Origin of the sequence: uncultured Leifsonia sp. (assembly GCF_945957465.1) — a bacterium.
Lineage (GTDB): Bacteria > Actinomycetota > Actinomycetes > Actinomycetales > Microbacteriaceae > Leifsonia.
On sequence record NZ_CAMFLC010000020.1, the window covers coordinates 1 to 24,736 of the forward strand.

The following is a 24,736-nucleotide window of genomic DNA, read 5'->3' on the forward strand; positions in this document are numbered from 1 at the left end:
CGACCAGGATGCGGCCGGTGTGCTCGTCGACGATGAGCACCTCGCCGTTCATGACGACGTAGTCCTTGTCGCGCTTGAAGAGGGCGTTGGCCTTGATGGCGTTGTTGAGGAACGAGATGAGCGGAGTGTTCGCCGACTCGTACAGGTTGTCGATGCCGAGGTAGTCCTCGACCTTCTCGATGCCGGGCTCGAGCACGCCGACGGTGCGCTTCTTCTCGTCGACCTCGTAGTCGACGTCCGGTGTGAGCCGCTTGGCCAGGCTGGCGAACTCGTTGAACCAGCGGTTCGCCTCGCCCGAGGATGGACCGGAGATGATGAGCGGAGTGCGCGCCTCGTCGATGAGGATCGAGTCGACCTCGTCGACGATCGCGAAGTAGTGGCCGCGCTGCACCATGTCGCTGGCCTGCCAGGCCATGTTGTCGCGCAGGTAGTCGAAGCCGAACTCGTTGTTGGTGCCGTAGGTGATGTCGGCGGCGTACTGCTCGCGACGCTCCTCCGGCGTCTGCCCCGAGAGGATCACCCCCGTGGTCATGCCCAGCGCGCGGAACACCCGGCCCATCAGCTCCGACTGGTAGCTCGCCAGATAGTCGTTGACGGTGATGACGTGCACACCGCGGCTGGCGATCGCGTTGAGGTAGGCGGCCGTGGTCGCGACCAGGGTCTTGCCCTCACCGGTCTTCATCTCGGCGATGTTGCCCAGGTGGAGGGCGGCGCCGCCCATGATCTGCACGTCGAAATGCCGCATGCCGAGCGTCCGCTTGGACGCCTCGCGCACCGCGGCGAAGGCCTCCGGCAGCAGGTCGTCGAGCGACTCGCCGTTGCTGTAGCGCTCGCGCAACTCGACGGTCTCGTGCATGAGTTCGTCGTCGGTCAGCTCGCTGAAGTCGTCCTCGAGAGCATTGACCGCCTTCGCGTACGCCTCGAGGCGACGGAGGGTGCGTCCCTCGCCGACGCGGAGAACCTTTTCAAGAACTGAGGCCACTGATGCACTCCATTTTGTTCGGTCGGGCCGATGATGCCCGCGCCCGGTGGACGCACGCCGCACGGCAGAGTCCGCCGACGATAGAGAACATCGTACTTGGTTCCCCTCCGCGCACGTCCCGCACCTGCTGGGAGGGGGCTGACAGACGGGTGGACACAGGGACGCCGATGGCGCGCGCCGCCCGGGCGCACGCCATCGGCGCGTCGATCAGCCGAGTTTGCGGCTCGCGGTCGCGACCTCCTGCAGCTCCTCGGCTTCGTCATCGAGGGCGATCACGCCGTAGTCCCAGCCCTTGCGACGGTAGACGACGCTCGGCCGCTTGGTCTCCTGGTCCACGAACAGGTAGAAGTCGTGGCCGACCAGTTCCATGTAATAGAGGGCGTCGTCGACGGTCATCGGGACGCTCGCGAAGACCTTCTGACGGATCACGACGGGGCTGTACTCCTCGTCGGCCTCACTCTGCTCCGCCTCATCGGTGACGGCGGGCACGCTGCCCGTGCGCACCTGGTCGAGCACCGACACCGGCGCGGCGGCGAGCCCCACGGCGCTGAAGCCGTCGGTGCTGGCCTCGCGCAACGAGGTGGGGCGGTGCTGGCCGCGATGCACCTTGCGCCGGTCCTTGGCCCTCCTGACGCGTTCGAGGAGTTTCCCGAGCGCGATGTCGAACGCTGCGTACTTGTCGGTTCCGGTCGCCTCCGACCGCACCACGGCTCGAGGCCCGACCAGCGTCAGTTCGACCCGGTCGTCCCCGTTCTGGGATCCCAGCTTCTCGTTGTGCCTGCTGACCTTGATCTCCAACGAGATGGCCCGCTCGGCGAGATGCGCGACTTTGTCGGCCTTCTCCGTCGCATATTCGCGGAACCGATCAGTGATACCCAGGTTGCGTCCGACGATGTTGATGTCCATGGAGACCTCCCTGATCCGGCGTGACGTCCGCCCGGATCACGAAGGGCGGATCACTCGCGCCTTTTCGACTACCGTAGTGCTCCCCCGCACGTAACGGAACCGTGGTCGGCAGGTGAATTCTGCGGTATCACCTCAGTGTTTCCTGAATACTCACCGACGCCGCGGGGTCTGCGCGATGGTGGCCGCCCCCGCCACCTCGCCGCCCGCCGACGCGATCGCCCTCGCAGCCTCCGCGAGCGTGGCACCCGTCGTCACGATGTCGTCGACGAGCAGGCAGCGCCTCCCCGCGACCCGGCTCGACGCGACCAGGCTGCCCTCGCGGTTGCGCTCGCGTTCGCTCGAGGACAGCACCGCCTGGTCGGCGGTCTGGCGAGCGAGTCGCAAGGCGCGCCAGAGCGGCGGGAGCAGGAGGCGCGACCGGGCGAGCACCATGCCCGTCGGGTGGTAGCCCCTGCGCCGCCACGCCGCTCGCGTCGACGGGATGAGCACCGGGACGACGGGTCGCCCGGCGCTCGCGGCGATGACCGCGCGGCGCAGGGCACCCGCCAGCGCCGGTGCGACATCCACCCGGCCGGCGTCCTTGTAGGCGAGGAGGACCGCCCGTGGCACGTCGACGTAGTCGAGGGACGAGAAGACCGTGAAGCCGGCGACCGTCCGGTTGCGGTCCTGGGGCGTCAGCGAGCGCGCGCACGCCGGACAGACCGACCGGTCAGGAGCCGAGCAGCCTGCGCACCGGACGGGCAGCAGCACGGCCGCCGCGTCGAGCAGGGCGCTTCGCACGAGGGATCCCGCTGCGCCGGGACGTGAGGTGGATGCGTTCATCCCCTCAGCATCGAGTGCCCGGACCGGCCGCGGAGCTTCCTCGCACGAATCCGTGGAGAACCCACCACCGCGCCGTCGTGTGGAGGACGACCGCGGATCAGGGCTGGCCGAGCTGTACGGCGACAGTGCCCACCTTGTCGGCCTGCGTCTGCCATCCGCTCCCGGTCGGCGCCTGCAGCGTGCCGTCGCCCGCGAGCACCAGGTATCGCGAGAGACCGCCCGCGCCCACGATGGTGCGGCCTGCGGTGGGACCGGCCGTCGCGCTCGAGGTGCCGCCGATGGTCTGCTCGGTGATCGACGTGGCGTCGCCGTTCGTGGTCGCCAGCACCGCGACGGTCAGCTCTCCCGTCCACGCGATCGAGGTCGGCGAGCCGTCGCCCACCGCCAGTTCGACGGGCTGCGTGAGGGAGGTCGGCAGCCCATCCGCACCGCGGACCACCCCTGCCGCGGCCACGGAGTAGCCGAGGGCGGTGCGGAGCACCGCGACGACGCGGGTGCCGTCGCGCGAGACGGCGAGCGAGACGATCCCGATCGCACCGGGCCAGTCGACCTTGACGGCGTGCGGCTGCCCGTTCGAGCCGGCGACCTGCAGGGCGTTCGGCGACGAGCCGGGAACGCTCCAGAGCCAGCCGTCGTTGTCGAGAGCGGGCGGGATGAGTCCGGGCCGGGTGTCGACGTGGACCGGATCCCCCGTCTTGCGGACCAGCACGGCCGCCCCGTGCGAGAGCACCGCGACCTGATCGCGGCTGGCGTCGATCGTCGCAGCGCTGGGCTGGAGCGTCACCACCTTGTCGCTCACGCCGCTCAGGTCGGTGATCGTCGACCCGTTGAGCAGACCGAAGCTGTCTCCGCGGTAGACGATCGCGTGCGAGTCGACGGGCGGGTCCTGCAGCGGCGACGACGCATCGGACAGCGGCGGTATCTGCTGCGCGTTGCCTTCGATCGACAGCTGGACGGAGGACGCCAGGGCGCCGAGGCTCTGCTCCAGCTGGAGCTGCATGCGCTGGAGCTGCAGTTGGTCCGCCTGACCGGCCTCCGAGCTGAGATCGACGCGCGCGACGCCGCCGACGGTCGTGACCGACGGCACGGCGAGCTGGGTCCCCTGCGGGAAGGCGCTCGTCACTGCCCCGTTGAGCCATTTGGCGGGACCGGCGAGCACCGCTCCGGCCACGCGGGTCGCCGCCGAGGCGACGCGCGCGGGGAACCAGCGCGCATCCGGCACCAGATAGGAGTATCCGGTGTTGTAGAAGTACAGGGTCTGCTGACTGTAGACGGCGCGGAACGTCGGGTCGTCGATGACGACGCCGTCGGGCGCCACCGCGATGCGCCACTGCCCGTTCTCGCGGGCGACCTCGTAGGACAGACCGATCGGCGCCTTGCTCGCGACCGGGCGGTAGGAACCGACGCTGTCGACGTTGGCGACCGGGATGACGTCGACCGACCACTGGTTGCCATCGTGGTCGAACGTGCGGTTGCGGCCGTCGTCGACCGTGACCGACTCATCGGGATTCCACGATGCCGCCATCGACTTGGTCAGGTACTTGCGGGCGATACCGAAGTTGTTCTTCGGGCTGGATGCGGCGTCGATGAAACCTTGCACGATCCGCTGCGGCGACGCCCCGTTCTCGGGAGGCGACGGGTTGAAGTCGAGGTCGAGCTGGTCGTTGACCTGCGCGACGGGGCCGCCCTGGCGCACGGGTCCCGAATCGGGGATGCTCGCGCACGCCGCCAGCACCAGCGCCAGGGCGACGGCCACGGCTGCACCCAGCCCGCGTGCGGTCCTCCGGATCATGCGCGAGCCTCACTCTCGGGCCGCCGCACCGGCTTGGCGCCCGCGTCGGCAGGCGGCAGCGGCAGCGGCGACGAGGTGATCCCCTTGCCGGTGACGCGCGGCAGCGTGAGCCGGAAGCACGCGCCCTCGCCCGGCATCGACCACACCTGCAGCCAGCCGGAGTGCAGCGTGACATCCTCGAGCGAGATCGCGAGGCCGAGCCCGGTTCCGCCGAGCGTGCGCTTGCGCGACGGGTCGGCCCGCCAGAACCGGTCGAACACGTGATTGACGTCGTTCTGATTCATACCGACCCCGTAGTCGCGTACCGAGAGCGCCACAGCGGTCTCGTTGCTGTCGACGGTCACCACCACCGGGGCTCCTTCGCCGTGCTCGATCGCGTTGCCGAGGAGGTTTCGGACGACACGCCGGATGCGCCGCGGGTCCATCCCGACGTCGAAGTAGCCGCCGGGCGCCTCCAGGCGCAGTTCCGAACCGTTCTGCTCGGCCACGGCGCGAAGCTCGTCGACCACCTCTTCGGCGAGGCGCACCAGGTTCGTGGGCTCCGGCTCGAGCGCCACGGATCCCGCGTCGTACCGGCTGATCTCCAGCAGGTCGGAGAGGAGCCGGTCGAAGCGCTCGATCTGCGTGTGCAGCAGCTCGGCGGTGCGGGTGGTCGCCGGCGGGAACGTTCCGCGCTGGTCGTAGATGACGTCGCCGGCGAGCCGGATCGTGGTCAGCGGCGTGCGGAGCTCGTGCGAGACGTCCGAGACGAAGCGCTGCTGGAGCTGCGACAGGGTCGCCAGCTGATTGATCTGGCTCTGGAGACTGTCCGCCATTCCGTTGAACGACCGCGCCAGCGACGCGAAGACGTCCTCCCCCTTCTCGGGGATGCGCACCGCCAGGTCGCCGGCGGCGAGCCTTTCGCTCGTGCGCGCCGCGACCCGGATCGGCTCGACGACGAACCGCACGATGAGCCAGGTGATCGCGCCGATCAGCACGATCAGCGCGAGCCCCGCCAGCAGCAGCGTGTTCTGCACGAACAACAGGGTGTTCTCGGAGTCGCGCAGGTTGTAGCCGATGTACAGCTCGTAGCGGCCGTACGAGGGCAGGGTGAGCTGGCTTCCGACGACGATGCCGGGGTCGGTCGAGTCGGTGCCGGACGGCAATGCGACCGACTGATAGAACTGCTTCGTCCCGCCCTTCTGCACGGCGGTGCGCAGTTCGGGCGAGATCACCGGGTTGAGCGCCGGGCTCCCCCGGTCGGGCGGCGCGAGCACGCTGGTGTCTTGTCCGGGCACGCGGTACGCCGCGATCAACCGGCTCGAGGTCGACGCCTGGACCGACTGGAGCGTGGAGTTGAGCAGGTTCTTGCCGCTGTCCGCCGACCCGATGTCGGACGCGTTGAGCGTCGACTGCGCGGCGGTCGTCGCCCGGCTGGAGTCGCGAAGGGCCTGGTCGAGTCGCGACTGGTACAGGTCGTTGCTGATGCTGAGCGCCATGTAGACGCCGGTCACGAGGATCGCGACGCCGGTCAGCAGGACCGTGATCGCCACGGTGCGCAGCTGAAGGGACCGGCGCCACAGGCGCGCGACCTCGGACGGCACCTGCCGCCACCACTCCCTGTCGGGCCACCGCAAGCGCATCGCGGTCGTCTCGCCGTCAGGTCGCCGCACCGGCGCGGTAGCCGACCCCGCGCACGGTCATCACGATCTTCGGGTTGTCCGGGTCCTGCTCCACCTTGGCGCGCAGACGCTGGACGTGGACGTTCACGAGCCGGGTGTCCGCCTTGTAGTGGTAGCCCCACACCTGCTCGAGCAGCATCTCGCGCGTGAAGACCTGCTGCGGCTTGGACGCGAGCGCCAGCAGGAGATCGAACTCGAGCGGCGTGAGTGCGATTCGTTCGTCGCCGCGGCGCACCTCGTGGCCGGCGACGTCGACGAGCAGGTCTCCGACCCGGAGCTGCTCCGCGGGCGGCACGGTCGGCGCTGGACGCAGGCGCGTGCGGATGCGCGCGACGAGCTCCTTGGGGTTGAACGGCTTGACCATGTAGTCGTCGGCGCCCGACTCGAGGCCCTTGACGACATCGGCGGTGTCGGACTTGGCCGTGAGCATGATGACCGGAGTGCCGGACTCCGCGCGGATGCGGCTGCACACCTCGATGCCGTCGAGGCCGGGGAGCATGAGGTCGAGGAGGACGAGGTCGGGCTTGCTGGCGCGGAAGATCTCGATCGCCTGGGCTCCGTCTTCGCAGAACACCGGGTCGAATCCCTCGGTGCGGAGCACGATGCCGATCATCTCGGCGAGCGCGGTGTCGTCGTCGACCACCAGGATGCGACTAGTCATGTCCGAAGATTCCCCTGAACCCCTCTCGGGCGGCGCAAGCCGCAGGTGTAACGGGACCAGCGTAGTCGAGGAGGCTGCGCGAGCCTTGTATGCCGGCCCGGTGCCCGCTGTGCGCCGGACCGGCATCCGCGCCTGCTGCGCCCGCCGACGTGCCCCGTGGGCGGGGCATCGCAGCGGCGACGGATGTGCCAGCATGGGAGCACGCATCAGACGGGGGATGAGAGGCACGGCGTGAGCGACGACCAGACCTGGCGGGCACCCGGCTCGTCCGAGGACACGGCACGGGCCGACGCGGCAGGGGCCGACGCTGCAGGGACCGGCACTCCGACCCCGCCGCCTGCTCCCCCCGCCGCTCCGCCGCAGTACGGCGAGTACGCTCCCGGCGGCTATCCGCAGCAGCCCGGCTGGCAGCAGCAGCCCGGCTGGCAGCAGCAGCCCGTCTGGCAGCAGTACGGCGCGCCGGGAGCCCAGCCCGGCTGGGCGCCCCCGCCGAAGCCCGGCCTCATCCCGCTGCGACCCTTGGGGTTCGGCACGCTCATCGGCGCGCCCTTCCAGGCGCTGCGCCGCAACCCCAAGATCACGGTCGGCGCCGCCCTGCTGTTGCAGGGCATCCCGACGATCATCGTGTCGGTGCTCATCGCCGGCGGCGTGTTCGTGCTGGTCGACCGCATCGCCAACGCCGATGCGGCGGATCGCGACACCATCGCCGCCGGCGCCATCGGCGGCACGATCGTGCTGGGCGTGCTCGCCGTCGTCATCTCGACCGTCTTCAGCGCCCTCCTGCAGGGCATCGTCGTCAGCGAAGTATCGCGCGAAAGCCTCGGCGAGAAGCTCACCTTCCGCACGCTCTGGCAGCTCATCCGGGGCCGGATCGGCGGCCTGATCGGCTGGACCTTCCTGGTCTTCCTCGCGTGGTTCCTGGGCATCGCGCTCGTGGTGTCGGTGATCGTCGCACTCGCCATGCTCGGCGGCGTCGCCGGCATCGTCGGGGCGGTGCTGGTGGGCGTCGGCGGCTCGATCGGCCTCATCGTGATCGGGGTCTGGCTCTACACCAAGCTGTCGGTCGTGCCGAGCGCCCTTGTGATCGAACGGCTCCCGCTGCGGGCGGCGGTCGCGCGCTCCTGGCGGCTGACGACCGGCTACTTCTGGCGCACCTTCGGCGTCCTCATCCTGCTCTGGCTCATCATCTACGCGGTGACGCAGGTGATCTCGATCCCGTTCGCGCTCATCGGCGCGATGGTCGGCGGCGTGTTCGCCCCCACCTCGCTGAGCACGCCCGACTCCGGCGACTTCGCCACCGTGATCGCCAGCCAGCTCGGCGTGAACGTGCTCTCGGCCGTCGTGGGCGCGATCGTCGGCGCGATCGGCAGCGTCGTGCAGTCGGCCGCGATCGGCCTCATCTACATCGACCTCCGGATGCGGAAAGAGGGCCTCGACCTCGAGTTGGTGCGGTTCGTGGAGGCACGGCAGACCGGTCACGACCTGCCCGACCCGTATACGCAGCCCGCACCCACCGCCGCCTGGCCGGGCGCCTGAGCGTGCTCCTGCTCGGCCCGCCCCGGCTCGATGTGCCCGTCGATCCCTCGTCGCCGCAGGCGCAGGACTGGCTGCGCAACGAGCTCGCGAAGCCCGAATACCAGGCGGCGAAGCCCACGTGGTTCGACGTGGCGTCCAAAGCGGTGCAGGACTGGCTGGCCTCGCTGCTCAACGGGCCGACCGGCGACGCCGGGCCCGTGCTGCTGCTGGTGGTCGTCCTGATCATCGCCGCGCTCATCGTCGCCGCATTCCTGATCTTCGGCCGCCCGCGGGTCAACCGCAGGAGCACTTCCGATCGGCGCGCCCTGTTCGGCGCCGATGACGCCCGCTCCGCCGACGAGCTGCGCCGGTCGGCCGCGGACGCCGCCCTGCTCGCGGACTGGCCGCTCGCGATCGAGGAGCAGTTCCGGGCGATCGCCGCCGCCCTCCACGAACGCACCCTGGTGGAGGTGCGACCGGGGACGACCGCGACCGAGTTCGCCGCGCAGGCGGCGCGACCGGCTCCCGCGCTCGCCGACGAGTTGCGCCAGGCCGCGCGCACCTTCGACGAGGTGCGCTACCTCGATCGCCCGGGCACCCAGGCCGGGTATCAGCAGCTGGTCGCGCTCGACGCGCAGCTGCAGCGCGTCCGCCCGGCGCAGGAGGCGGTGGTCGCGTGACGAGAACGCTCCCGTCGGGTGCTCCGCTCACCGAGCCGGCTCCGCCCTCCGGAGACGACGTCGCCGCCGCCGTCTCCCCCACCGTCCGCCGGACGGCGCGCCGAGCCGTGCCCTGGGTCGTCCTGGGGATCATCGCGCTCCTCGTCGCCCTCGCCGGCCTCGCGGTGGGAGGAGTCCGCGGTGTCGCCGGCGACCCGCTGAGCGCCACGAATCCGGGGCCGGCCGGCGGCAAGGCCCTGGCTCAGGTGCTCGGCCGGCAGGGGGTCACGGTGAAGACCGCCGGGTCGCTCGGCGACGTCAGGGACAGCGCCGACGACGACACGACGGTGCTCGTGTTCGATCCCCAGGGCAACCTGAACCGCGACGGATACGAGCAGTTGACTTCGCTGGCCGGCACCATCGTGGTCGTCGAGCCGGATTTCGCCGCTCTGCGCGCACTCGCCCCCACCGTCAACGCGGCGGGCGCACCCCACGGCGTCGCTTCGGCCGGCTGCGACCTCCCCGCCGCCCAGCGCGCCGGGCGCATCGATCCGCGCCCGACGGCGAACACCGAGGGCGCGGCGTCGCCCGGCAGCTTCCGCGCGACCGGCGACGCCACGGCCTGCTTCGAGGGATCGGGCGGTCGCTCCTCGCTGGTCCGCACCGTCTACGAGGGTCGCACCGTCTACCTGCTGGGCTCGGCCGCGACCCTCATGAACGACGGGATCGACCGCCTCGGCAACGCAGCTCTGGGCCTCAATCTGCTCGGCGCACATCGGACGCTGGTCTGGTATCTCCCCGGGCTGCTCGACCGTCCCGTCACCGGGCCGGCCGACCTGGCCTCGCTCACACCCGGCTGGGTCACGCCCGTGGTGATCCTGCTCACCCTGGTGTTCGTGGCGGCGGCGGTCTGGCGCGGGCGCCGCTTCGGCCCGCTGGTGGTCGAGCACCTGCCGGTCGTCGTCCGTGCGGGCGAGACGCGCGAGGGACGCGCCCGCCTGTATCAGCGCTCGTCGGCCCGGCTCCGCGCCGCCGACGCCCTGCGGATCGGCACGATCGGCCGACTCGCCGTCACCGTGGGACTGCCCCGGGCGGCCACGACCGATGAGGTCGCCGAGGCCGTCGCCGCGCTCGTCGGCCGCGACCGAGCTACCGTGGTCCGCCTGCTGGTGGACGAGCGCCCCGGGTCGGACCGCGAACTCATCGACCTCTCCGACCGGCTCGGCGAGCTCGAGCGCGCCACGTCGGCCGCCGCCTCCCCCGACAGTCCTCGAACGACCGGAAGAATGGAACAATGACCGACCTCACGACCGGATCCCACCTCGCCGGCGCAGAACCAGCCGGCGCCTCCGCCCCTGGCGCCGCCGATCTGCGCCACGCGCTCGCCCGGGTGCGCTCGGAGGTCGGCAAGGCCGTGGTCGGCCAGGACGGCGCCGTGACCGGCCTGATGATCGCCCTGCTGGCCCGCGGGCACGTCCTGCTGGAGGGCGTGCCGGGGGTCGCCAAGACCCTGCTGGTGCGCTCCCTCAGCGAGGCGTTGAGACTGTCGACCACGCGCATCCAGTTCACGCCCGATCTCATGCCGGGCGATGTCACCGGCTCGCTGGTCTACGACGCGCAGACGGGAGGGTTCGTCTTCCGCGAAGGGCCGGTGTTCACCAACATCCTGCTCGCCGACGAGATCAACCGCACGCCTCCCAAGACCCAGTCCGCGCTCCTGGAGGCGATGGAGGAGCGCCAGGTCAGCGTCGACGGGGTGAGCCGCCGCCTCCCCGACCCGTTCATCGTGGCAGCGACCCAGAACCCGATCGAGTACGAGGGCACCTACACGCTTCCCGAAGCCCAGCTCGACCGCTTCCTCCTCAAGCTCACACTCGACGTACCGGAGCGCGAGGCCGAGGTGGAGGTGCTGCGCAGGCACGCCGCCGGCTTCAACCCCCGCGACCTGGCCGGGGCCGGGGTGACGCCCGTGCTCGACGCCGGCCAGCTGAACGACGCCCGCGCCGCCGCGGCCGCGGTCGGGGCGAACGCCGACGTGCTCGCGTACATCGTCGACCTCGCCAGAGCCACGCGCCGCAGCCCGTCGGTGCGGCTCGGCGTGAGCCCGCGCGGCACGACGGCTCTGCTCGCTGCGGCGAAGGCGTGGGCGTGGCTCTCGGGCTACGACTCGATCACGCCCGACCACGTGCAGGCCATGCTCGTGCCGGTGTGGCGGCACCGCATCCAACTGCGCCCGGAGGCCGAGCTCGAGGGCGTGGGCGCAGACGCGATCCTGCGCTCGATCGTGCAGCAGGTCCAGGTTCCGATCTAGGGCGAGCCGATGACCGTGTCCGGACGTTTCGTCGCCCTGCTGGCGCTGGGCGTCGTCCCCGTCGTGCTCCTCGGCGGGGAGGCGGCGCTCGCGTACGCCGCGCTGGGCGGCTGGGTCGCGCTGTGCGTGGTGCTCGGGGCGATCGACCTGGCCCTGGCGGCGTCGCCGCGGCGTGTGCGGCTGAGCCGCGACCTGCCCGCCCGCGTGCGGCTGGGGGCCGACGCGACCGCGGAGCTGTTCGTGACCAATGCCGGAGCCCGCGTGCTGCGCGGTGTCCTGCGCGATGCGTGGGAGCCGTCGGCCGGCGCGGTACCGACGCGCACCGCGATCAGCATCCCGCCCGGCGAGCGTCGGCGCGTCACGGTCTCGCTGCGGCCGTGGCGGCGCGGCGAGCGCCGTGTCGAGCAGGTCACGGTGCGGTCCGCCGGGCCCCTGGGGCTGTGGGCGCGACAGGCGACGCTCGCCGCGCCCGGCCGCATCCGGGTGCTGCCGCCGTTCACATCGCGCAAGCACCTCCCGTCGCGGCTGGCGCGGCTGCGCGAGCTCGATGGGACCACGAGTGTGATGCTGCGCGGCCAGGGCACCGAGTTCGACTCGTTGCGCGAGTACGTGCGCGGCGACGACGTGCGCTCGATCGACTGGCGCGCGACCGCCCGGCGGCACGACCCGACCGGGGGCCGGGGTGCGCGCGTGATGGTGCGCACCTGGCGGCCCGAGCGCGACAGGCGCGTGGTGGTCGTGATCGACACGGCGCGCACCTCCGCCGCCCGCATCGGCGACGAACCCCGGATCGACACCGCGTTCGAGGCGTCGCTGTTGCTGGCCGCCCTCGCGACGCGGGCCGGCGACCGCGTCGATCTGCTCGCTTACGACCGGATCGTGCGCGGACGGGTGCAGGGCGCAGTGGGCGCCGAGCTGCTCTCCCGGATGGTCGACGCGATGGCCGGCATCGAGCCCGCGCTCATCGAGATGGACTGGGCTGCCGTTCCCGCCCAGGTCGGCGCCATGACCAGTCAGCGCTCGCTCGTCGTGCTCCTGACCTCCCTCGATGCACCCGGCGGCTCCCGCGGCCTGCTCTCGGTGCTGCCCCAGCTGACGCGCAAGCACCTCGTCGTGGTCGCGAGCGTGACCGATCCGGAGGCCGAGGCCGCCGCCCTGCAGCGCGGGCGCAGGGACGACGTCTACCGCGCGGCGTCCGCCGAGCGCGCACTGCTCGATGTCGCGCGCGTGTCGGCGGCCGTCCGGCGCCTCGGCGGCGAGGTCGTGACCGGGTCGCCGTCCGACCTGCCTCCCGCACTGGCCGACCGCTACCTCGCGCTCAAGGCCGCTGGACGCCTCTGACGCGCCGCGCCCGGTCCCGGCCCCGCTCGCTCGGGGATTCGTGACGAATGCGTCGATTCGTGCCACGAATCACGGCATTCGTCACGAAGGTCGCCGACGCACGGGAGCCGACGCACGGCAGACGACGCAGGGCAGAGGGAGTCGGCGGTGGGAGGGCGCGTCAGCCGGCGACGACGCGGCGGTCGCCCGCCTCGAACTCGGTGAGGTCGCCGGTCTCGCCGGCGCGCACCGCGCGGCGGCCGACGAACAGCATGTAGAAGAGGAACGCGGCGAGCGCCAGGGCGCCGATGGCGATCTTGGCCCACACGGGCAGCGGCGACGGCGTCACGAAGCCTTCGATCAGCCCCGACACGAACAGGGAGATGGCACAGCCGACGGCCACGGTGAAGAGCGCCCTGCCGTCTTCGGCGAGCGCCTGCCCCCTGGTGCGCGCTCCCGGCGCGATCCAGGCCCAGAAGATCCGCAGGCCCGCTGCCGCCGCGACGAAGACGCTGGTGAGCTCCAGGAGGCCGTGGGGCAGGATGTACGAGAACATCACGTCGCCGCGGCCGTAGGCGAACATCACCCCGGCGGCGGTACCGACACCCACGGCGTTCTGCACGAGCACGTACGGAACCCACAGCCCGGTGATCCCGAACGCGATGCACTGCGCCGCGATCCAGGCGTTGTTCGTCCAGACCTGACCGGCGAACGACGCCGCCGGGTTGTTCGAGTAGTAGTCGACGAACTCGTGGTTCACGTACTGCTTGAGAGCGGCGTCGTCGCCGAGGTTGCGCAGGACCTCCGGGTTCCCCGTGATCCACAGCGCGTAGAGCGTCGCGACGACGACGGTGAAGACGGCCACCGCCAGCACAATCCAGCGGATGCGGTAGAGCGCTGCGGGGAGCTGGAGGACGAAGAAGCGCGGAAGCTGCGAGAACAGGTTGCTCCCCGCCCCCGTGAAGCGCAGTCGCGCGCCGGCCAGGATGACCGACAGCCGGTCGCCGACGGCCGTGGAGCCCGCGCTGGTCTGGATCGCCGACAGATCGGCGGCGGCCGACTGATACAGGTCGATCAGCTCGTCGGCGTCGCGCCCGTCCAGGCGGCGGCGCGCGGCCAGCCGGGAGAGCCTGTCCCAGTCGGCGCTGCGCGCTGCCGTGTATGCGTCGAGATCCATCTGCTTGAATGATAGCCATGACGGCATCCGCGCCCATGCTCCCGAGCGGGGGTCAGGCTCCGGCGCGCGGCGAGCGCGAGCTCGTGACCGGCGAGGCCGTCGCGCTCGACGTCCGGCCGACCAGCTACATCCTCCGCGCGGCCGGCACCATGATCGACTGGCTGTTCTCGATGCTCGTCATGCTCGGGTGCATCCTGCTGCTCGTGGCGACGGGCGGAGGTCTCGACCAGGCCCTGCTGCGGGCGCTCGTCGTCCTCATCCTGGTGTTCGGGATGGTCGTCCTGCCGACGGCGATGGAGCTGCTGACCCGTGGACGTTCACTCGGCCGTCTCGCGGTCGGAGCCCGCATCGTGCGCGACGACGGCGGTGCGACCGGGTTCCGCCACGCGTTCATCCGCTCACTGGTCGGGGTGCTCGAGATCTACATGACCTTCGGCGGAATCGCGGCGCTCACCGGACTGCTGAACCCCCGCTCCAAGCGCCTGGGCGATCTGCTCGCCGGCACGTACAGCCAGCACGAGCGGGTGCCCCGCCCGCAGCCCCTCGCGCTCCACCTGCCTCCGCAGCTCGCCGGGTGGGCGCAGACCGCGGATGTCGGCCGGCTCCCCGATCGGCTCTCGCGTCGGATCGCCCAGTTCGTGCGGCAGGCCCCGCAGCTGACCGTGCCGGCACGCATCGGCCTGAGCACCGAGCTGGCGCGGGAGGCCGCACCGTACGTCTCACCGCTGCCGCCGGTCGACGCCGAGTCGTTCCTGGTCGCCGTCGCCGTCCTCCGCCGCCGCCGCGACGCCGCGGGGCTCGCGCTGGAGGCGGAGCGGCTCCAGCGCCTCGAGCCGGTGCTCGGTGCGCTCCCCCACGGCTTCCCCGACCGCTGATCCGCACCGCCGGGCGACGACCGGCCACACCTTTGGAGCGTCGATGACCGACTACCGTGCCCATTTCGACGCCGTCGTGTCTTTCGTCAACGGCGGAGGGCTGACCGCCGAAGGGTTCCGGCTGGACGTCCCGTCGGACACCCTCGGCGAGGACGAGCTCGCGGAACTGTTCGTGCGGCACCTGGGCCTCGCCCTCGTCGGCAGGGTCGAACTCCGCGACATCCGCATCGTCGAGGAGCCGCACCGCGGGAGCCGGGGAGTGCAGGCGCCGGCGACCGACGACCGGAGCCCCGGGCGCATCGTGGATCTCAGCCATCCGATCCGGGCAGGTCTCGTCACCTACCCCGGCCTCCCGGCGCCGGTCATCACCCCGCACCTCACGCGCGAGGGCTCGCGCGAGCGCTACGCTCCGGGCACCGAGTTCGCGATGGACATCATCACGATGATCGGCAACACCGGCACGTATCTGGACAGCCCGTTCCACCGCTACGCCGACGGCGGCGATCTCGCATCACTCGACCTGGCCACGCTCGTGGGGCTGCGCGCGGAGGTCTTCCACCTCACCGACGCCGTCGAGCGCGGCATCCCGACGTCGGTGTTCCACGACAGGGAGCTCGCGGGAGCGGCCGTGCTGCTGCACACGGGCTGGGACACGCGATTCGGCACCCCGGCGTACGCGAGCGGCGCGCCGTACCTGACCGAGGAGGGAGCGCAGCAGCTGGCCCGCGCCGGCGTCGCTTTGGTGGGCATCGACTCGCTCAACATCGACGACACCGAGAACGACGGATCGCGCCCGGCGCACAGCATCCTGCTGGCTCACGGCATCCACGTGGTCGAGCACCTGACCCGGCTCGGCGATGTGCCCGCGCGGGGCGCCCGCTTCACGGCGGCGCCGCCCGCGATCGAAGGCTTCGGCACATTCCCGGTGCGGGCGTTCGCGGAGGTGTGACCGCTGCTTCGTCCGGCTGGGATCCTCAGTCGTGCAGGATGCGCTGGAAGAGCACGTGGTCTTGCCAGCGCCCTGCGATCTTGAGGTAGTTCGGGGCCACGCCGATCCTCTCGAAGCCGGCGCGGGTGAGCACCGACTGGGAGGCGTGGTTCGCCAGCAGCGTCGCCGCCTGCACGCGGTGCAGCGCGTAATCGTCCCGCGCGGCCTCCAGCACCGCCGTCAGCGCGACCGACGCCAGCCCACGGCCGGTGTGGCCGCGGTCGAGCCAATAGCCGACCATCGCGCTCTGGAAGGCGCCGCGGACGATGTTGCTGAGGTCCATGCCGCCTGCGATGTCGTCGCCGTCGACGATCACCAGCGGCACCGCCGTCTCGAGCGAGCGCAGCGCGAGGAGCTCGCGCGTGCGCGCCAGCTGGCCCGCCTCGGTGAAGAACTCCTCCGACCTCGTCGGATCCCACGGCGCGAGGTGGCCGCGGTTGCGGGAGTACGCCGCGGCCAGCGCGGCGGCGTCCTCCTCGCGGCGTACGCGGAGGACGAGTCCGCCGGGCAGCTCCCGGTCGGCGAATTCGAGTGCCATCAGTAGCGGTAGTGGTCGACCTTGTAGGGGCCGTCCACCGGCACGCCGATGTAGGCGGCCTGCTCGTCGGTCAGGGTCGTCAGCTTCACTCCGAGGGCGCCCAGGTGGAGGCGCGCCACCTTCTCGTCGAGGTGCTTCGGGAGCACGTACACGCCGATCGGGTAGCTCTCCGTCGAGACGTAGAGCTCGAGCTGGGCGAGCACCTGATTGGCGAACGAGTTGCTCATCACGAAGCTCGGGTGGCCGGTGGCGTTGCCGAGGTTCATCAGGCGGCCCTCGGACAGCACCAGGATGCTCCGTCCGTTCGGGAGCCGCCACTCGTGCACCTGCGGCTTGATCTCGACCTTCTCGGCGCCGGGGAGGGCCTCCAGCGACGCCATGTCGATCTCGTTGTCAAAGTGGCCGACGTTGGCGACGATGGCGAGGTGCTTCATGGCGAGCAGGTGGTCGAGGGTGACGACGTTGAGGTTGCCCGTGCCGGTGACGACGATGTCGACCTGGTCGACGACCGACTCGAGCGTCGTGACCTGGAAGCCGTCCATCGCGGCCTGGAGGGCGTTGATCGGGTCGACCTCGCTGACGATCACGCGGGCGCCCTGGCCGCGCAGGGCCTCGGCCGCACCCTTGCCGACATCGCCGTAGCCGCAGACGAAGACGACCTTTCCGCCGATGAGCACGTCGGTCGCCCGGTTGAGGCCGTCGGGCAGGGAGTGCCGAATGCCGTACTTGTTGTCGAACTTGCTCTTGGTGACCGAGTCGTTGACGTTGATCGCCGGGAACAGCAACCGACCGGCCTTGGCGAGCTCGTAGAGCCGGTGGACGCCGGTGGTCGTCTCCTCGGTGACGCCGAGGATGCCCTCGGCGATGCGCGTCCACCGATCGGGCGAGGTGGCGAGCGAGGCGCGCAGCGCGGCCAGGATGACGCGGTACTCGTGGCTGTCGCCCGGGGCGTCGGCCGGGACGGCGCCTGCGAGCTCGAACTCGCGGCCCTTGTGCACCAGCAGCGTCGCGTCGCCGCCGTCGTCGAGGATGAGGTTCGGGCCGATCCAATCGGCGCCGGCCTCCTGTGCCTCGGCGGTCCAGTCGAAGATCTGCTGCGTGCACCACCAGTACTCGTCGAGCGTCTCGCCCTTCCAGGCGAACACCGGAACGCCGGCGGGTGCCTCGGGGGTGCCGTGCGGGCCGACGGCGATCGCGGCGGCGGCTTCGTCCTGGGTGGAGAAGATGTTGCAGCTCGCCCAGCGCACCTGCGCGCCGAGCGCGACGAGGGTCTCGATGAGGACGGCGGTCTGAACGGTCATGTGCAGCGACCCGGCGATGCGCGCGCCACGCAGCGGCTGCGTCGGACCGAACTCCTCGCGGAGAGCCATCAGGCCGGGCATCTCGTTCTCGGCGAGCCGGATCTGGTGGCGTCCGGCCGCGGCCAGGGATAGGTCTGCGACCCGGAACGGCAGGGAGGTGTCAGTGGCAGGAGAAGGCATGCGATCATTCTCGCACGGGCGCGCGGCGGAGCCAGGGGCAGCAGGCACGCGATCGGCCGACGCGACCAGCGCTCCCGAGCCGTCACGCCCTGATGAGCGCCAGCACCTCGTCCCGGACCCGCGACATCGTGGCGGTGTCCGCGGCCTCCACGTTCAGCCGCAGCAGCGGCTCCGTGTTCGACGGGCGCACCGAGAACCACCAGAACGGCTCGCTCTCGTCGGTCAGCCCGGTGACGGTGAGGCCGTCGAGCTCGTCGAACTCCGCGCGACCCGTGAACGCCTCGACGATGCGAGCGTAGGCGGCCGGCACGTCCTCCACCGACGAGTTGATCTCGCCGGACTGCACGTACGGGCTGTACTCCGCCGCCAGCGCGGAGAGCGGCCGGTCTTGCGAGCCGAACTCGGCGAGGAGATGCATCGCGGCCAGCATGCCGTTGTCGGCGCTCCAGAAGTCGCGGAAGTAGTAGTGGGCGGAGTGCTCGCCGCCGAAGACGGCGCCGGTCGCGCGCATCGCGTCTTTGATGAGGGAGTGGCCGACGCGCGTGCGATACGGCGTCGCGCCGGCGGCCTCGATGGCCTCCGGGACGATGTTGGAGGTGATCAGGTTGTGGATGACGGTGATGTCGGCGTCGGGGTCGGCGGCCCGCACGCGCGCGATCTCGCGGACGGCGACGATCGCGGCGACGGCCGACGGCGAGACGGCCGCCCCGGTCTCGTCCACGACGAAACAGCGGTCGGCATCGCCGTCGAAGGCCAGCCCGAGGTCGGCGCCGTGCTCGACGACGGCGGCCTGCAGGTCGACGAGGTTCGCGGGCTCGAGCGGGTTCGCCTCGTGGTTCGGAAAGCTCCCGTCGAGCTCGAAGTACATCGGCATGATCTCGATGGGCAGCGCGGGTAGGCCGGCAGCCTCGCCCAGGACGGCCGGGACGGTGAGCCCGCCCATGCCGTTGCCCGCGTCGACGACGACCCGGATCGGCCGGATGGCGCTCAGATCGACGAGGCCGCGCAGGTAGGCCGCATAGTCGGCGAGGACGTCCAGCTCGCGGTGGCCGCCCGGTCGATCCACCTCGACGAGACCGTCGGCGAGGTAGACGGCGGCGCGGTCGCGGATGGCGGCGAGTCCCGTGTCGAGGCTGATGCCCTGCGCCCCGGCGCGCGACAGCTTGATGCCGTTGTACGTCGCGGGATTGTGGCTGGCGGTGAACATCGCCGCGGCAGCGTTCAAGGCGCCGGACGCGTAGTACGACTCGTCGGTCGAGCACAGGCCGATGGAAACGACGTCGGCGCCGCGGGCCTGCGCACCGCGGGCGAACGCCGCGGCGAACTCCGGCGACGAGTCGCGCATGTCGTGCCCGACGACGACCTCCGATCCGGCGGCGCCGATCTCGTCGACGAAGCCGGCGGCGACGGCGGTGACGATCTCCGCTGTCAGCGCGCTGCCGACCAGGCCGCGGATGTCGTAGGTCTTGACCACCGCGGAGAGGGCGGCACGGAAGTCGTCGATCGAGTCGGAGGTATGCACCGGGTCACCTTACTTGATCTCGCCGAAGACCTCGTGACGCACGATCTGCCAGCCCTGCGGTGCCGACAGGCGCTCGGCGTGGATGGCGCAGAGGTCGTAGGAGTGCGGCTCGTGCGAGAGGCTGAGCGGGCCGAGGACCGCCATCGAGTCCGCGTACACGTAGGTCAGCGTCGACACGGCGTCGCGCGGGCAGGCGACACGGGAACACGGGCGGCTCAACATCGCGCTCAGACTACCGGAGCACCACCGACGTAGGATGGCGACATGCCCCGCAACCGCCGCACCAGCAGCAACCCTCCGGCGACCAGCCGGTGGCGCAGCCGTCACGGCAGAGGCGCGCGCGGCCCGGTCACCGGCCCGCATCTGCCCATGCTGCAGAACCGCATCGACTTCTTCGACATGACCGTCGCCTCCACCGCGGACTACCTCAAGGGGGTCTGGCCGGACGAGCTGGCGAACGTGCACTTCGAGGTCGCGGCCACGCCGACCGGCAACACCGGCACCGACGGCGTCGACCGCTGGTTGGTCGACCACGCCCGGCGACGCATCGTGCTCTACCGGGTGCCCATCCAGCGGCTGACCAAGCTGCACCGCGACGACGACCTCCACCGCCGCATGTACATCGAGGGGTGCGTGTTCCGCGCCGTGGCCGAGCTGCTCGGCAAAGACCCGTGGGATCTCGCGCCGGACCGGTTCCGGCACTTCTGATCGCGCTGTGCTGTTTGGCGGGCCGCCCGCGCCGTGAGGCTGGACCTCGTCAGTGCGGATGGACCTCGTCAGTGCGGGTAGACGTCGTCAGTGCGGGTAGACGTCGTCAGTGCGGGTAGACGTCGATCGGAGCAGCGAGCGGGCCCGCCGGCGCGACGGCGAAACTGCTGGCCTGCCCGTCGCCGCTCACGCTCACGCTGACCTCCAAGCCGTCCGCGCCCTTCACCGTGTACCGACCGCTGGGCAGGGCCACGTTCGCGCCGCCCTCGGCGGGGACCGTGACGGAGATGGGCGCACCGGCTGCCGGCTCGACCTTCACCTTCGCGTCGGCCTCGCCCGCGTTGGCGAAGTGCAGGAGCGGCTTGGGCCCGGGCGGGATGGCGACGAGCTGCGAGTCGCCGATCGCGGGTGCGGAGACGAACCAGGAGAAGTCCCGTGTCTTCGCTCCGATGACGGACGTGCGCACGGCCGCGACGACCGGGACGTCCGAGCGGATCGTCACGGTGAAGTTGCCGTCTTTGAGGTTGTCGAGCGGGATCTCCGCGACGTTGCCCGCCTTCACCGTCTGCGCGTAGGAGTTGCCGGCGTTCGTGCCGGCCTCCCCCACCGCGCCGATCGTGATCTTGGCGTCGCGGTCGCCGGGAACGAGCACGCGCACCGCAGGGAAGTCCACGCCGACACTCTCGGCCGACTGCGCAGCGGTGATCGCTGCGAGGGAGGCGACGGTCACACCGGGGATCGTCTGCACCCGGTCGGGCGAGCCCGTCGCGCCGACGAGTTCGACGCCGCGCGGCTGGATGCCCTGCTCGAAGCTCTGCTGCAGGCTGGCGACCACCTGCCCGCCCGTCGTGCTGACGTGCACCACCGGGGCGGTCGCCGACGGGGCGAGGCCGGCCAGCGGCACGACTTTCTGGGCGCCGGCCGGCACGACGATGCCGGTGGCGCCCGGAGCGCTGACTCTGCCCGTCTCGGTGTAGATGTCGAGGTTGACCGTCGCGTCGACCGACGTCGGATTCGACAGCAGCACCAGGCTGGTCTGGCCGAGGGTGGTGGACCCGGCGACCAGCCAGCTGTCGGCTGACGCCTCGGCGCAGGAGGCCGCTGCGAGTCCCGCCAGGTCGTCGGTCTGGGCGTTCTGCACCTGCGCTCCGGCGAACAGCGGCGGCCGGGTCGCGCCCTTCGGCGTCGTCGCCGTCAGGGCGAGCGGCGCCTGGTCCGCGGAGGTGGTGTCGGCGTCGGGCCGGAGCGTGCGGTTCTGCGTGTCGGCTCCGGACGCCCCGTACACCGAGGAGAACGATCCGATCGCGCTCGGCCGCGTGGCCTGTCCGGAGTCGGCGGCAAGCGCGAGCAGCGGGCCGGGACACACGCGCTGCTGATCGGCCGGCACCGGACGCACGGTCTGGGAGGGCGCGTCGATGGCGAAGCCGGGGAGCGGGAGCAGGGTCGCTCCGGCGATGACGACGGCGGCGATCCCGATGCCGACGACTCCGCCGATCGCGCGGACGCCGCTCTGTGCCAGGGTGCGACGATCAGCCACGGGCGTTCCCCTCTGTGGACGGGCGCGGTCGGATGATGGTCTCGTCGAGGCCGTCCTCCAGGGTCGTCGGCGCCCCGACGGACACGGGTGCGGAGCCGAGGTCGCGATCGGGGCCGGGCTCCGGATCCGGGTGCGGCTCAACGACCGGATCCGGCTCCGGTTCCGGCTCAACGACCGGCTCCGGCTCCACGACCGGCTCCGGCTCCACGACCGGCTCCGGCTCCACGACCGGCTCCGGCTCCACGACGGGCTCCGGCGATTCGGCGTCTCCGCCGCCGTACGACTCGACGGCCGCCTCCTCCTCGGGCTCGGCTTCCCAGTCGTCGAGGCTCTCCTCCGCGATCGACACATCGCCGTCGGACGGCGGGTCGGGCTCGTCGTCCGGCTCGACCGCGGGAGGCTCGCCTCCGTGCCGGCGCTCCGGCCGTCGCGCGTTCAACTCCGAGACGCGGTCGGCTGAACGGGTCGTCGGGATGGCCAGCAGCAGCGTGAAGCCCACGATCACGCCCTGCACGAGGAGCACGATCAGTCTCCAGAATCCGCCGGCGTCCGGCGGTATCTGCGCTGCCGGAGGAACGACCGCCGTGCCGCGATCGAACGCCCAGAGCGAGCCGGTGGTCGTCTGGCCGACCGAGACCAGCAGCGGGTCGGCGTCCATCGCGACGCCGGCACGGGTCCTGGTCGCCTCGGCGGCCGTGGTGTCCGGCTCGGCGCCCAGCTGCTTCTCGTTGAGCGTCGTCGCCGGCGGTGCGAGCAGCACGAAGTCGATCCCGAGTCGTTTGAGCTCACCCGATGCGTCGTACCCGCTGCGCGACGACAGGTTGCCGGCGAGGGTGGCCAGCTCGCGCTGGCCCGGGGTCAGGGAGCGCGCCGTCGAGCTCAACGTCGTCTGGGCGTCGAGCGTCTGCCCCGAACCCCGGATGACCTCCGCCTGGATCCCGCCGTCGGGCTGCGGGGTGATGCGCAGCGTCCCCGCGCGCGGCTGCGTCGCCGCCTTCGCCGTGACGACCGCGGGCATGGTGCGCCCGTCGGTGGCGGTGATCGCCGCCTGGCCGTCGTGCGTCGCGATCGCGGAGGGGACAGCGGCGATCGCCAGCGTCATCATCGCGACCCACGCCGGAGCGAGCGAGCCTCGGCGCAGCGCGGACAGTGCGAGCACGGCCGCCCCGATCAGACCGCACCAGTACAGGCTGAGTGCGCTCCCCGGCCAGATCGGTGCGACCGTCGAGCCGTTCACGGCGACCTGGATGTGCAGCGCTGTGACGGCGGTCAGGAAGCCGGCGAGAGCGACGAGCAGCGCGACGACGGCACGCACCGTGCCGCGCAGGAACAGCGCCAGGATCGCGAGGATGCCCAGTGGTGCGAGCAGCACGGGCACCAGGATGTTGCCGGCCCCGGTGCCGAAGGGCAGCGCGGCCGCGATGGCGTGCCACCCGCCGAGCGTGCCGTCGGGGAACCCGAGCGCGAGCTGCCAGGCGGGCGTCTGCCGCGCGTCGAGCACCACTCCGGGGTCGGCGAAGACCGACAGCCAGGCACCACGGGCCGCCTGCTGCCAGGCGAGCGGGGCGAACAGCACGACGGCGGGCAGCGGGATGAAGACGATGCGGGCCGCACGACGGCCGGCGAACACGATGGCGGCGACCCACGCGACCGCGAGCGCCGGGATGAGCACGGGCGCGCAGGCGACGGTCGCGGCGGCCAGCAGTGCGGTCGTGGCGCTGGCGGTCCACGATCGGCGGGCGGCGAGGCCCGCAAAGAACAGCCACGGAAGCAGGAGGTGAGCGAGCACCGCACCGGGCCTGCCTCCCTGCAGCGCGATGAAGAGGGTCGGAGCGAGTGCATAGGCGATGCCGGCGAACGCCCGCAGTGTCGGCCGTACGGTGAGGCGCGCGGCCGCCAGCCACGCGCCGAGTGCCGACAGCGGCAGCGCGAACAGCCACACCGCCACGAGGGCGGCGCTGGGCTGCCAGAAAGCGAGCGTGCCCAGCACGGCGAGAACGCCCGAGAACGGGTCGGCCGCTCCGACGAAGCCGAGGTTGACGTCGCGCCAGCCGTAGCCGAGGTTCGCCCAGAGCTGGCCGACCGATGCGTTGAGGGGAAGCATCCCGCCGCCCGTGATGGCGCTCGAGGAGGCGATCGGATAGAAGAGCGCGACGCCGATGACCAGCGCCGCCAGGACGGTCCACCCGCCTCCCGTCCCCCAGAAGTCGAGGTCTTGACGCTCGCCCTGCTGGCGGACCAGCGCGGCTTCCCGTTTGAGCGCCCTGCTGCGCCGCACGTCGGCGAACGGGATCCGCAGCGGTGCGATCGCCGCCCAGCTCACGGTCCTCGCCTTCGCGAGCCTCCGGCGGGCGTTGCTCACCGCCAGCCCGGAGAACGCCACCCGGAACGCCGCGCCCAGTTCTCCGCCGACCGAGCCCGGCTCCTTGCGCAGCAGGCGGAGGATCGAACGCAGGATCGCGAGCGGCACGAGCGTCAGCCAGTGCGGCACGACCGCCCAGCCCGGTGCGTAGGCCATGCGGCGGTGCAGCTGCGCACGCCGCCGCTCGCCCGCGAGTTTGCGGCGGACCGACCACTTGCGGGACAGGTTCGGGCCGGCGAGTCCGTCGCCGCCGACCGCGACGCGCGCGGCGGCGACCAGCGTGACCCGGTAGCCGGCGAGGCGCGCCCTGGTGCAGAAGTCGAGTCCGTCGTCGACGGTCGGGAGGGCGGGGTCGAAGCCGTCCAGGGCCTCCCAGACCGGCTGGCGAACGAGCATTCCGGCCGAGGAGACGGCGAGGACGTCGCTCAGGCCGTCGTGCTGCGCCTGGTCGAGCTCGTTCTCCACCAACGGCAGCGAGGCGCCGAACGGGGTCATCGTCTCGCCGAACTCGCGGATGAATGCGGCATCGTCCGCGTCGACCAGCTTCGGCCCGACGACCGCGACGGAGGGCGACACCTCCAGGGCGCCGAGCAGAGCCCGAAGCGCCTCCGGCTCAGGAGCAGTGTCGTGCGCGAGCAGCCAGATCAGCTCATCGGGCGACGACGTGGGCGGCAGGACCCGGATCGCGGTCGAGACGGCCGAGCCGAACGGCAGCTTCTCTCCGCTGCGGAGCAGGTGCGTGGGCTTCGAGTCGGCCAACAGGCGCGCGGCGTCGTCCGTGCTCGCGCAGTCGACGGCGATCACGGCGTCCGGTTGGCGGGTCTGCGCCGCGATGGCGTCGAGAGTGCGCTGCAGGCGGGGGCCGCCGCTGTGGGCGACGACGATGGCGGTGACTCTCGGATACATCGGGAGTCAGCTT

Annotated in this window: 21 protein-coding genes; 8 read left to right on the forward strand and 13 right to left on the reverse strand. The window is 71.6% G+C overall.

Annotation, left to right across the window (positions count from 1 at the left end):
• From Q0Q23_RS10530 to mtrA, 6 genes are all read right to left on the reverse strand, one after another.
• Positions 1–982 (reverse strand): DEAD/DEAH box helicase (locus Q0Q23_RS10530; RefSeq protein ID WP_363316251.1); only part of this gene is annotated, 982 nt, incomplete at its 3' end.
• Positions 983–1,189: 207 nt separating this feature from the next.
• On the reverse strand, positions 1,190–1,888 hold the full coding sequence (gene raiA, locus Q0Q23_RS10535; RefSeq protein ID WP_295122950.1) for a ribosome hibernation-promoting factor, HPF/YfiA family: 699 nt from the start codon (positions 1,886–1,888) through the stop codon (positions 1,190–1,192).
• Positions 1,889–2,038: 150 nt separating this feature from the next.
• Entirely contained in the window at positions 2,039–2,710 is a 672-nt protein-coding gene (locus Q0Q23_RS10540; RefSeq protein WP_295122953.1) for a ComF family protein, read from the reverse strand.
• Positions 2,711–2,807: 97 nt separating this feature from the next.
• Positions 2,808–4,502, reverse strand: coding sequence for an LpqB family beta-propeller domain-containing protein (locus tag Q0Q23_RS10545; protein ID WP_295122956.1), 1,695 nt, complete (start codon positions 4,500–4,502; stop codon positions 2,808–2,810).
• Positions 4,499–6,124: an MtrAB system histidine kinase MtrB gene (gene mtrB / locus Q0Q23_RS10550; protein WP_295122960.1), complete on the reverse strand. Its 1,626-nt coding sequence runs from the start codon at positions 6,122–6,124 to the stop codon at positions 4,499–4,501. Before mtrB ends, Q0Q23_RS10545 begins: the two co-directional genes overlap by 4 nt.
• 16 nt (positions 6,125–6,140) lie before the next feature.
• Entirely contained in the window at positions 6,141–6,824 is a 684-nt protein-coding gene (gene mtrA / locus Q0Q23_RS10555) for an MtrAB system response regulator MtrA (RefSeq protein ID WP_295122964.1), read from the reverse strand.
• Positions 6,825–7,055: 231 nt separating this feature from the next.
• Here mtrA and Q0Q23_RS10560 point away from each other — a divergent pair, with 231 nt between their 5' ends.
• From Q0Q23_RS10560 to Q0Q23_RS10580, 5 genes are read left to right on the forward strand one after another with little or no spacing between them, the layout of a single operon-like run.
• Positions 7,056–8,360 carry a hypothetical protein gene (locus Q0Q23_RS10560; RefSeq protein ID WP_295122967.1) on the forward strand — a complete coding sequence of 435 codons (1,305 nt, stop codon included), beginning with the start codon at positions 7,056–7,058 and terminating at the stop codon, positions 8,358–8,360.
• Between the two features lie 2 nt (positions 8,361–8,362).
• The gene (locus Q0Q23_RS10565; protein WP_295122970.1) at positions 8,363–9,019 is read left to right on the forward strand and encodes a DUF4129 domain-containing protein; all 657 of its coding nucleotides are present in this window, start codon (positions 8,363–8,365) and stop codon (positions 9,017–9,019) included.
• The gene (locus Q0Q23_RS10570) at positions 9,016–10,296 is read left to right on the forward strand and encodes a DUF4350 domain-containing protein (RefSeq protein WP_295122973.1); all 1,281 of its coding nucleotides are present in this window, start codon (positions 9,016–9,018) and stop codon (positions 10,294–10,296) included. Before Q0Q23_RS10565 ends, Q0Q23_RS10570 begins: the two co-directional genes overlap by 4 nt.
• Positions 10,293–11,309 (forward strand): MoxR family ATPase, encoded by a 1,017-nt coding sequence (locus Q0Q23_RS10575; RefSeq protein WP_295122976.1) that lies wholly within the window; start codon positions 10,293–10,295, stop codon positions 11,307–11,309. The genes Q0Q23_RS10570 and Q0Q23_RS10575 overlap by 4 nt, the downstream gene beginning before the upstream one ends.
• 9 nt (positions 11,310–11,318) lie before the next feature.
• Positions 11,319–12,650 (forward strand): DUF58 domain-containing protein, encoded by a 1,332-nt coding sequence (locus tag Q0Q23_RS10580; protein ID WP_295122979.1) that lies wholly within the window; start codon positions 11,319–11,321, stop codon positions 12,648–12,650.
• Between the two features lie 160 nt (positions 12,651–12,810).
• Here the strand turns inward: Q0Q23_RS10580 and Q0Q23_RS10585 are convergent, their stop codons facing one another.
• Positions 12,811–13,806, reverse strand: coding sequence for a stage II sporulation protein M (locus Q0Q23_RS10585; RefSeq protein ID WP_295122982.1), 996 nt, complete (start codon positions 13,804–13,806; stop codon positions 12,811–12,813).
• Between the two features lie 17 nt (positions 13,807–13,823).
• Here Q0Q23_RS10585 and Q0Q23_RS10590 point away from each other — a divergent pair, with 17 nt between their 5' ends.
• Together Q0Q23_RS10590 and Q0Q23_RS10595 are read left to right on the forward strand one after the other, a co-directional pair.
• On the forward strand, positions 13,824–14,681 hold the full coding sequence (locus Q0Q23_RS10590) for an RDD family protein (protein WP_295122985.1): 858 nt from the start codon (positions 13,824–13,826) through the stop codon (positions 14,679–14,681).
• A 43-nt stretch (positions 14,682–14,724) separates the two neighbouring features.
• Complete coding sequence (locus Q0Q23_RS10595) at positions 14,725–15,630, forward strand: cyclase family protein (protein ID WP_295122988.1); 906 nt, start codon at positions 14,725–14,727, stop codon at positions 15,628–15,630.
• Between the two features lie 25 nt (positions 15,631–15,655).
• Here the strand turns inward: Q0Q23_RS10595 and Q0Q23_RS10600 are convergent, their stop codons facing one another.
• From Q0Q23_RS10600 to Q0Q23_RS10615, 4 genes are all read right to left on the reverse strand, one after another.
• Entirely contained in the window at positions 15,656–16,207 is a 552-nt protein-coding gene (locus tag Q0Q23_RS10600) for a GNAT family N-acetyltransferase (RefSeq protein WP_295122991.1), read from the reverse strand.
• Positions 16,207–17,688: an adenosylhomocysteinase gene (gene ahcY / locus Q0Q23_RS10605; protein WP_295122994.1), complete on the reverse strand. Its 1,482-nt coding sequence runs from the start codon at positions 17,686–17,688 to the stop codon at positions 16,207–16,209. Before ahcY ends, Q0Q23_RS10600 begins: the two co-directional genes overlap by 1 nt.
• A gap of 82 nt (positions 17,689–17,770) precedes the next feature.
• Positions 17,771–19,210 carry a phosphomannomutase/phosphoglucomutase gene (locus Q0Q23_RS10610; protein ID WP_295122997.1) on the reverse strand — a complete coding sequence of 480 codons (1,440 nt, stop codon included), beginning with the start codon at positions 19,208–19,210 and terminating at the stop codon, positions 17,771–17,773.
• A gap of 9 nt (positions 19,211–19,219) precedes the next feature.
• Positions 19,220–19,432: a DUF3499 family protein gene (locus Q0Q23_RS10615; RefSeq protein ID WP_055918289.1), complete on the reverse strand. Its 213-nt coding sequence runs from the start codon at positions 19,430–19,432 to the stop codon at positions 19,220–19,222.
• Between the two features lie 42 nt (positions 19,433–19,474).
• Between Q0Q23_RS10615 and Q0Q23_RS10620 the strand changes: the two genes are divergently transcribed.
• Complete coding sequence (locus tag Q0Q23_RS10620; protein WP_295123003.1) at positions 19,475–19,918, forward strand: metallopeptidase family protein; 444 nt, start codon at positions 19,475–19,477, stop codon at positions 19,916–19,918.
• Positions 19,919–20,024: 106 nt separating this feature from the next.
• Here Q0Q23_RS10620 and Q0Q23_RS10625 read toward each other — a convergent pair whose 3' ends face one another.
• Both Q0Q23_RS10625 and Q0Q23_RS10630 read right to left on the reverse strand, forming a co-directional pair.
• On the reverse strand, positions 20,025–21,455 hold the full coding sequence (locus Q0Q23_RS10625) for a DUF5719 family protein (RefSeq protein ID WP_295123007.1): 1,431 nt from the start codon (positions 21,453–21,455) through the stop codon (positions 20,025–20,027).
• Positions 21,448–24,723 (reverse strand): glycosyltransferase family 2 protein, encoded by a 3,276-nt coding sequence (locus Q0Q23_RS10630; protein WP_295123010.1) that lies wholly within the window; start codon positions 24,721–24,723, stop codon positions 21,448–21,450. Before Q0Q23_RS10630 ends, Q0Q23_RS10625 begins: the two co-directional genes overlap by 8 nt.
• Positions 24,724–24,736 lie beyond the last annotated feature (13 nt).

Coding starts and splice junctions, on each gene's coding strand:
- Q0Q23_RS10575 (WP_295122976.1), top strand. CDS start 10,293: ATGACCGACCTCACGACCGGATCCCACCTCGCCGGCGCAGAACCAGCC.
- Q0Q23_RS10620 (WP_295123003.1), top strand. CDS start 19,475: ATGCCCCGCAACCGCCGCACCAGCAGCAACCCTCCGGCGACCAGCCGG.
- Q0Q23_RS10540 (WP_295122953.1), bottom strand. CDS start 2,710: ATGAACGCATCCACCTCACGTCCCGGCGCAGCGGGATCCCTCGTGCGA.
- mtrB (WP_295122960.1), bottom strand. CDS start 6,124: ATGCGCTTGCGGTGGCCCGACAGGGAGTGGTGGCGGCAGGTGCCGTCC.
- mtrA (WP_295122964.1), bottom strand. CDS start 6,824: ATGACTAGTCGCATCCTGGTGGTCGACGACGACACCGCGCTCGCCGAG.
- Q0Q23_RS10590 (WP_295122985.1), top strand. CDS start 13,824: ATGACGGCATCCGCGCCCATGCTCCCGAGCGGGGGTCAGGCTCCGGCG.
- Q0Q23_RS10595 (WP_295122988.1), top strand. CDS start 14,725: ATGACCGACTACCGTGCCCATTTCGACGCCGTCGTGTCTTTCGTCAAC.
- raiA (WP_295122950.1), bottom strand. CDS start 1,888: ATGGACATCAACATCGTCGGACGCAACCTGGGTATCACTGATCGGTTC.
- Q0Q23_RS10615 (WP_055918289.1), bottom strand. CDS start 19,432: ATGTTGAGCCGCCCGTGTTCCCGTGTCGCCTGCCCGCGCGACGCCGTG.
- Q0Q23_RS10600 (WP_295122991.1), bottom strand. CDS start 16,207: ATGGCACTCGAATTCGCCGACCGGGAGCTGCCCGGCGGACTCGTCCTC.
- Q0Q23_RS10545 (WP_295122956.1), bottom strand. CDS start 4,502: ATGATCCGGAGGACCGCACGCGGGCTGGGTGCAGCCGTGGCCGTCGCC.
- ahcY (WP_295122994.1), bottom strand. CDS start 17,688: ATGCCTTCTCCTGCCACTGACACCTCCCTGCCGTTCCGGGTCGCAGAC.
- Q0Q23_RS10630 (WP_295123010.1), bottom strand. CDS start 24,723: ATGTATCCGAGAGTCACCGCCATCGTCGTCGCCCACAGCGGCGGCCCC.
- Q0Q23_RS10580 (WP_295122979.1), top strand. CDS start 11,319: ATGACCGTGTCCGGACGTTTCGTCGCCCTGCTGGCGCTGGGCGTCGTC.
- Q0Q23_RS10585 (WP_295122982.1), bottom strand. CDS start 13,806: ATGGATCTCGACGCATACACGGCAGCGCGCAGCGCCGACTGGGACAGG.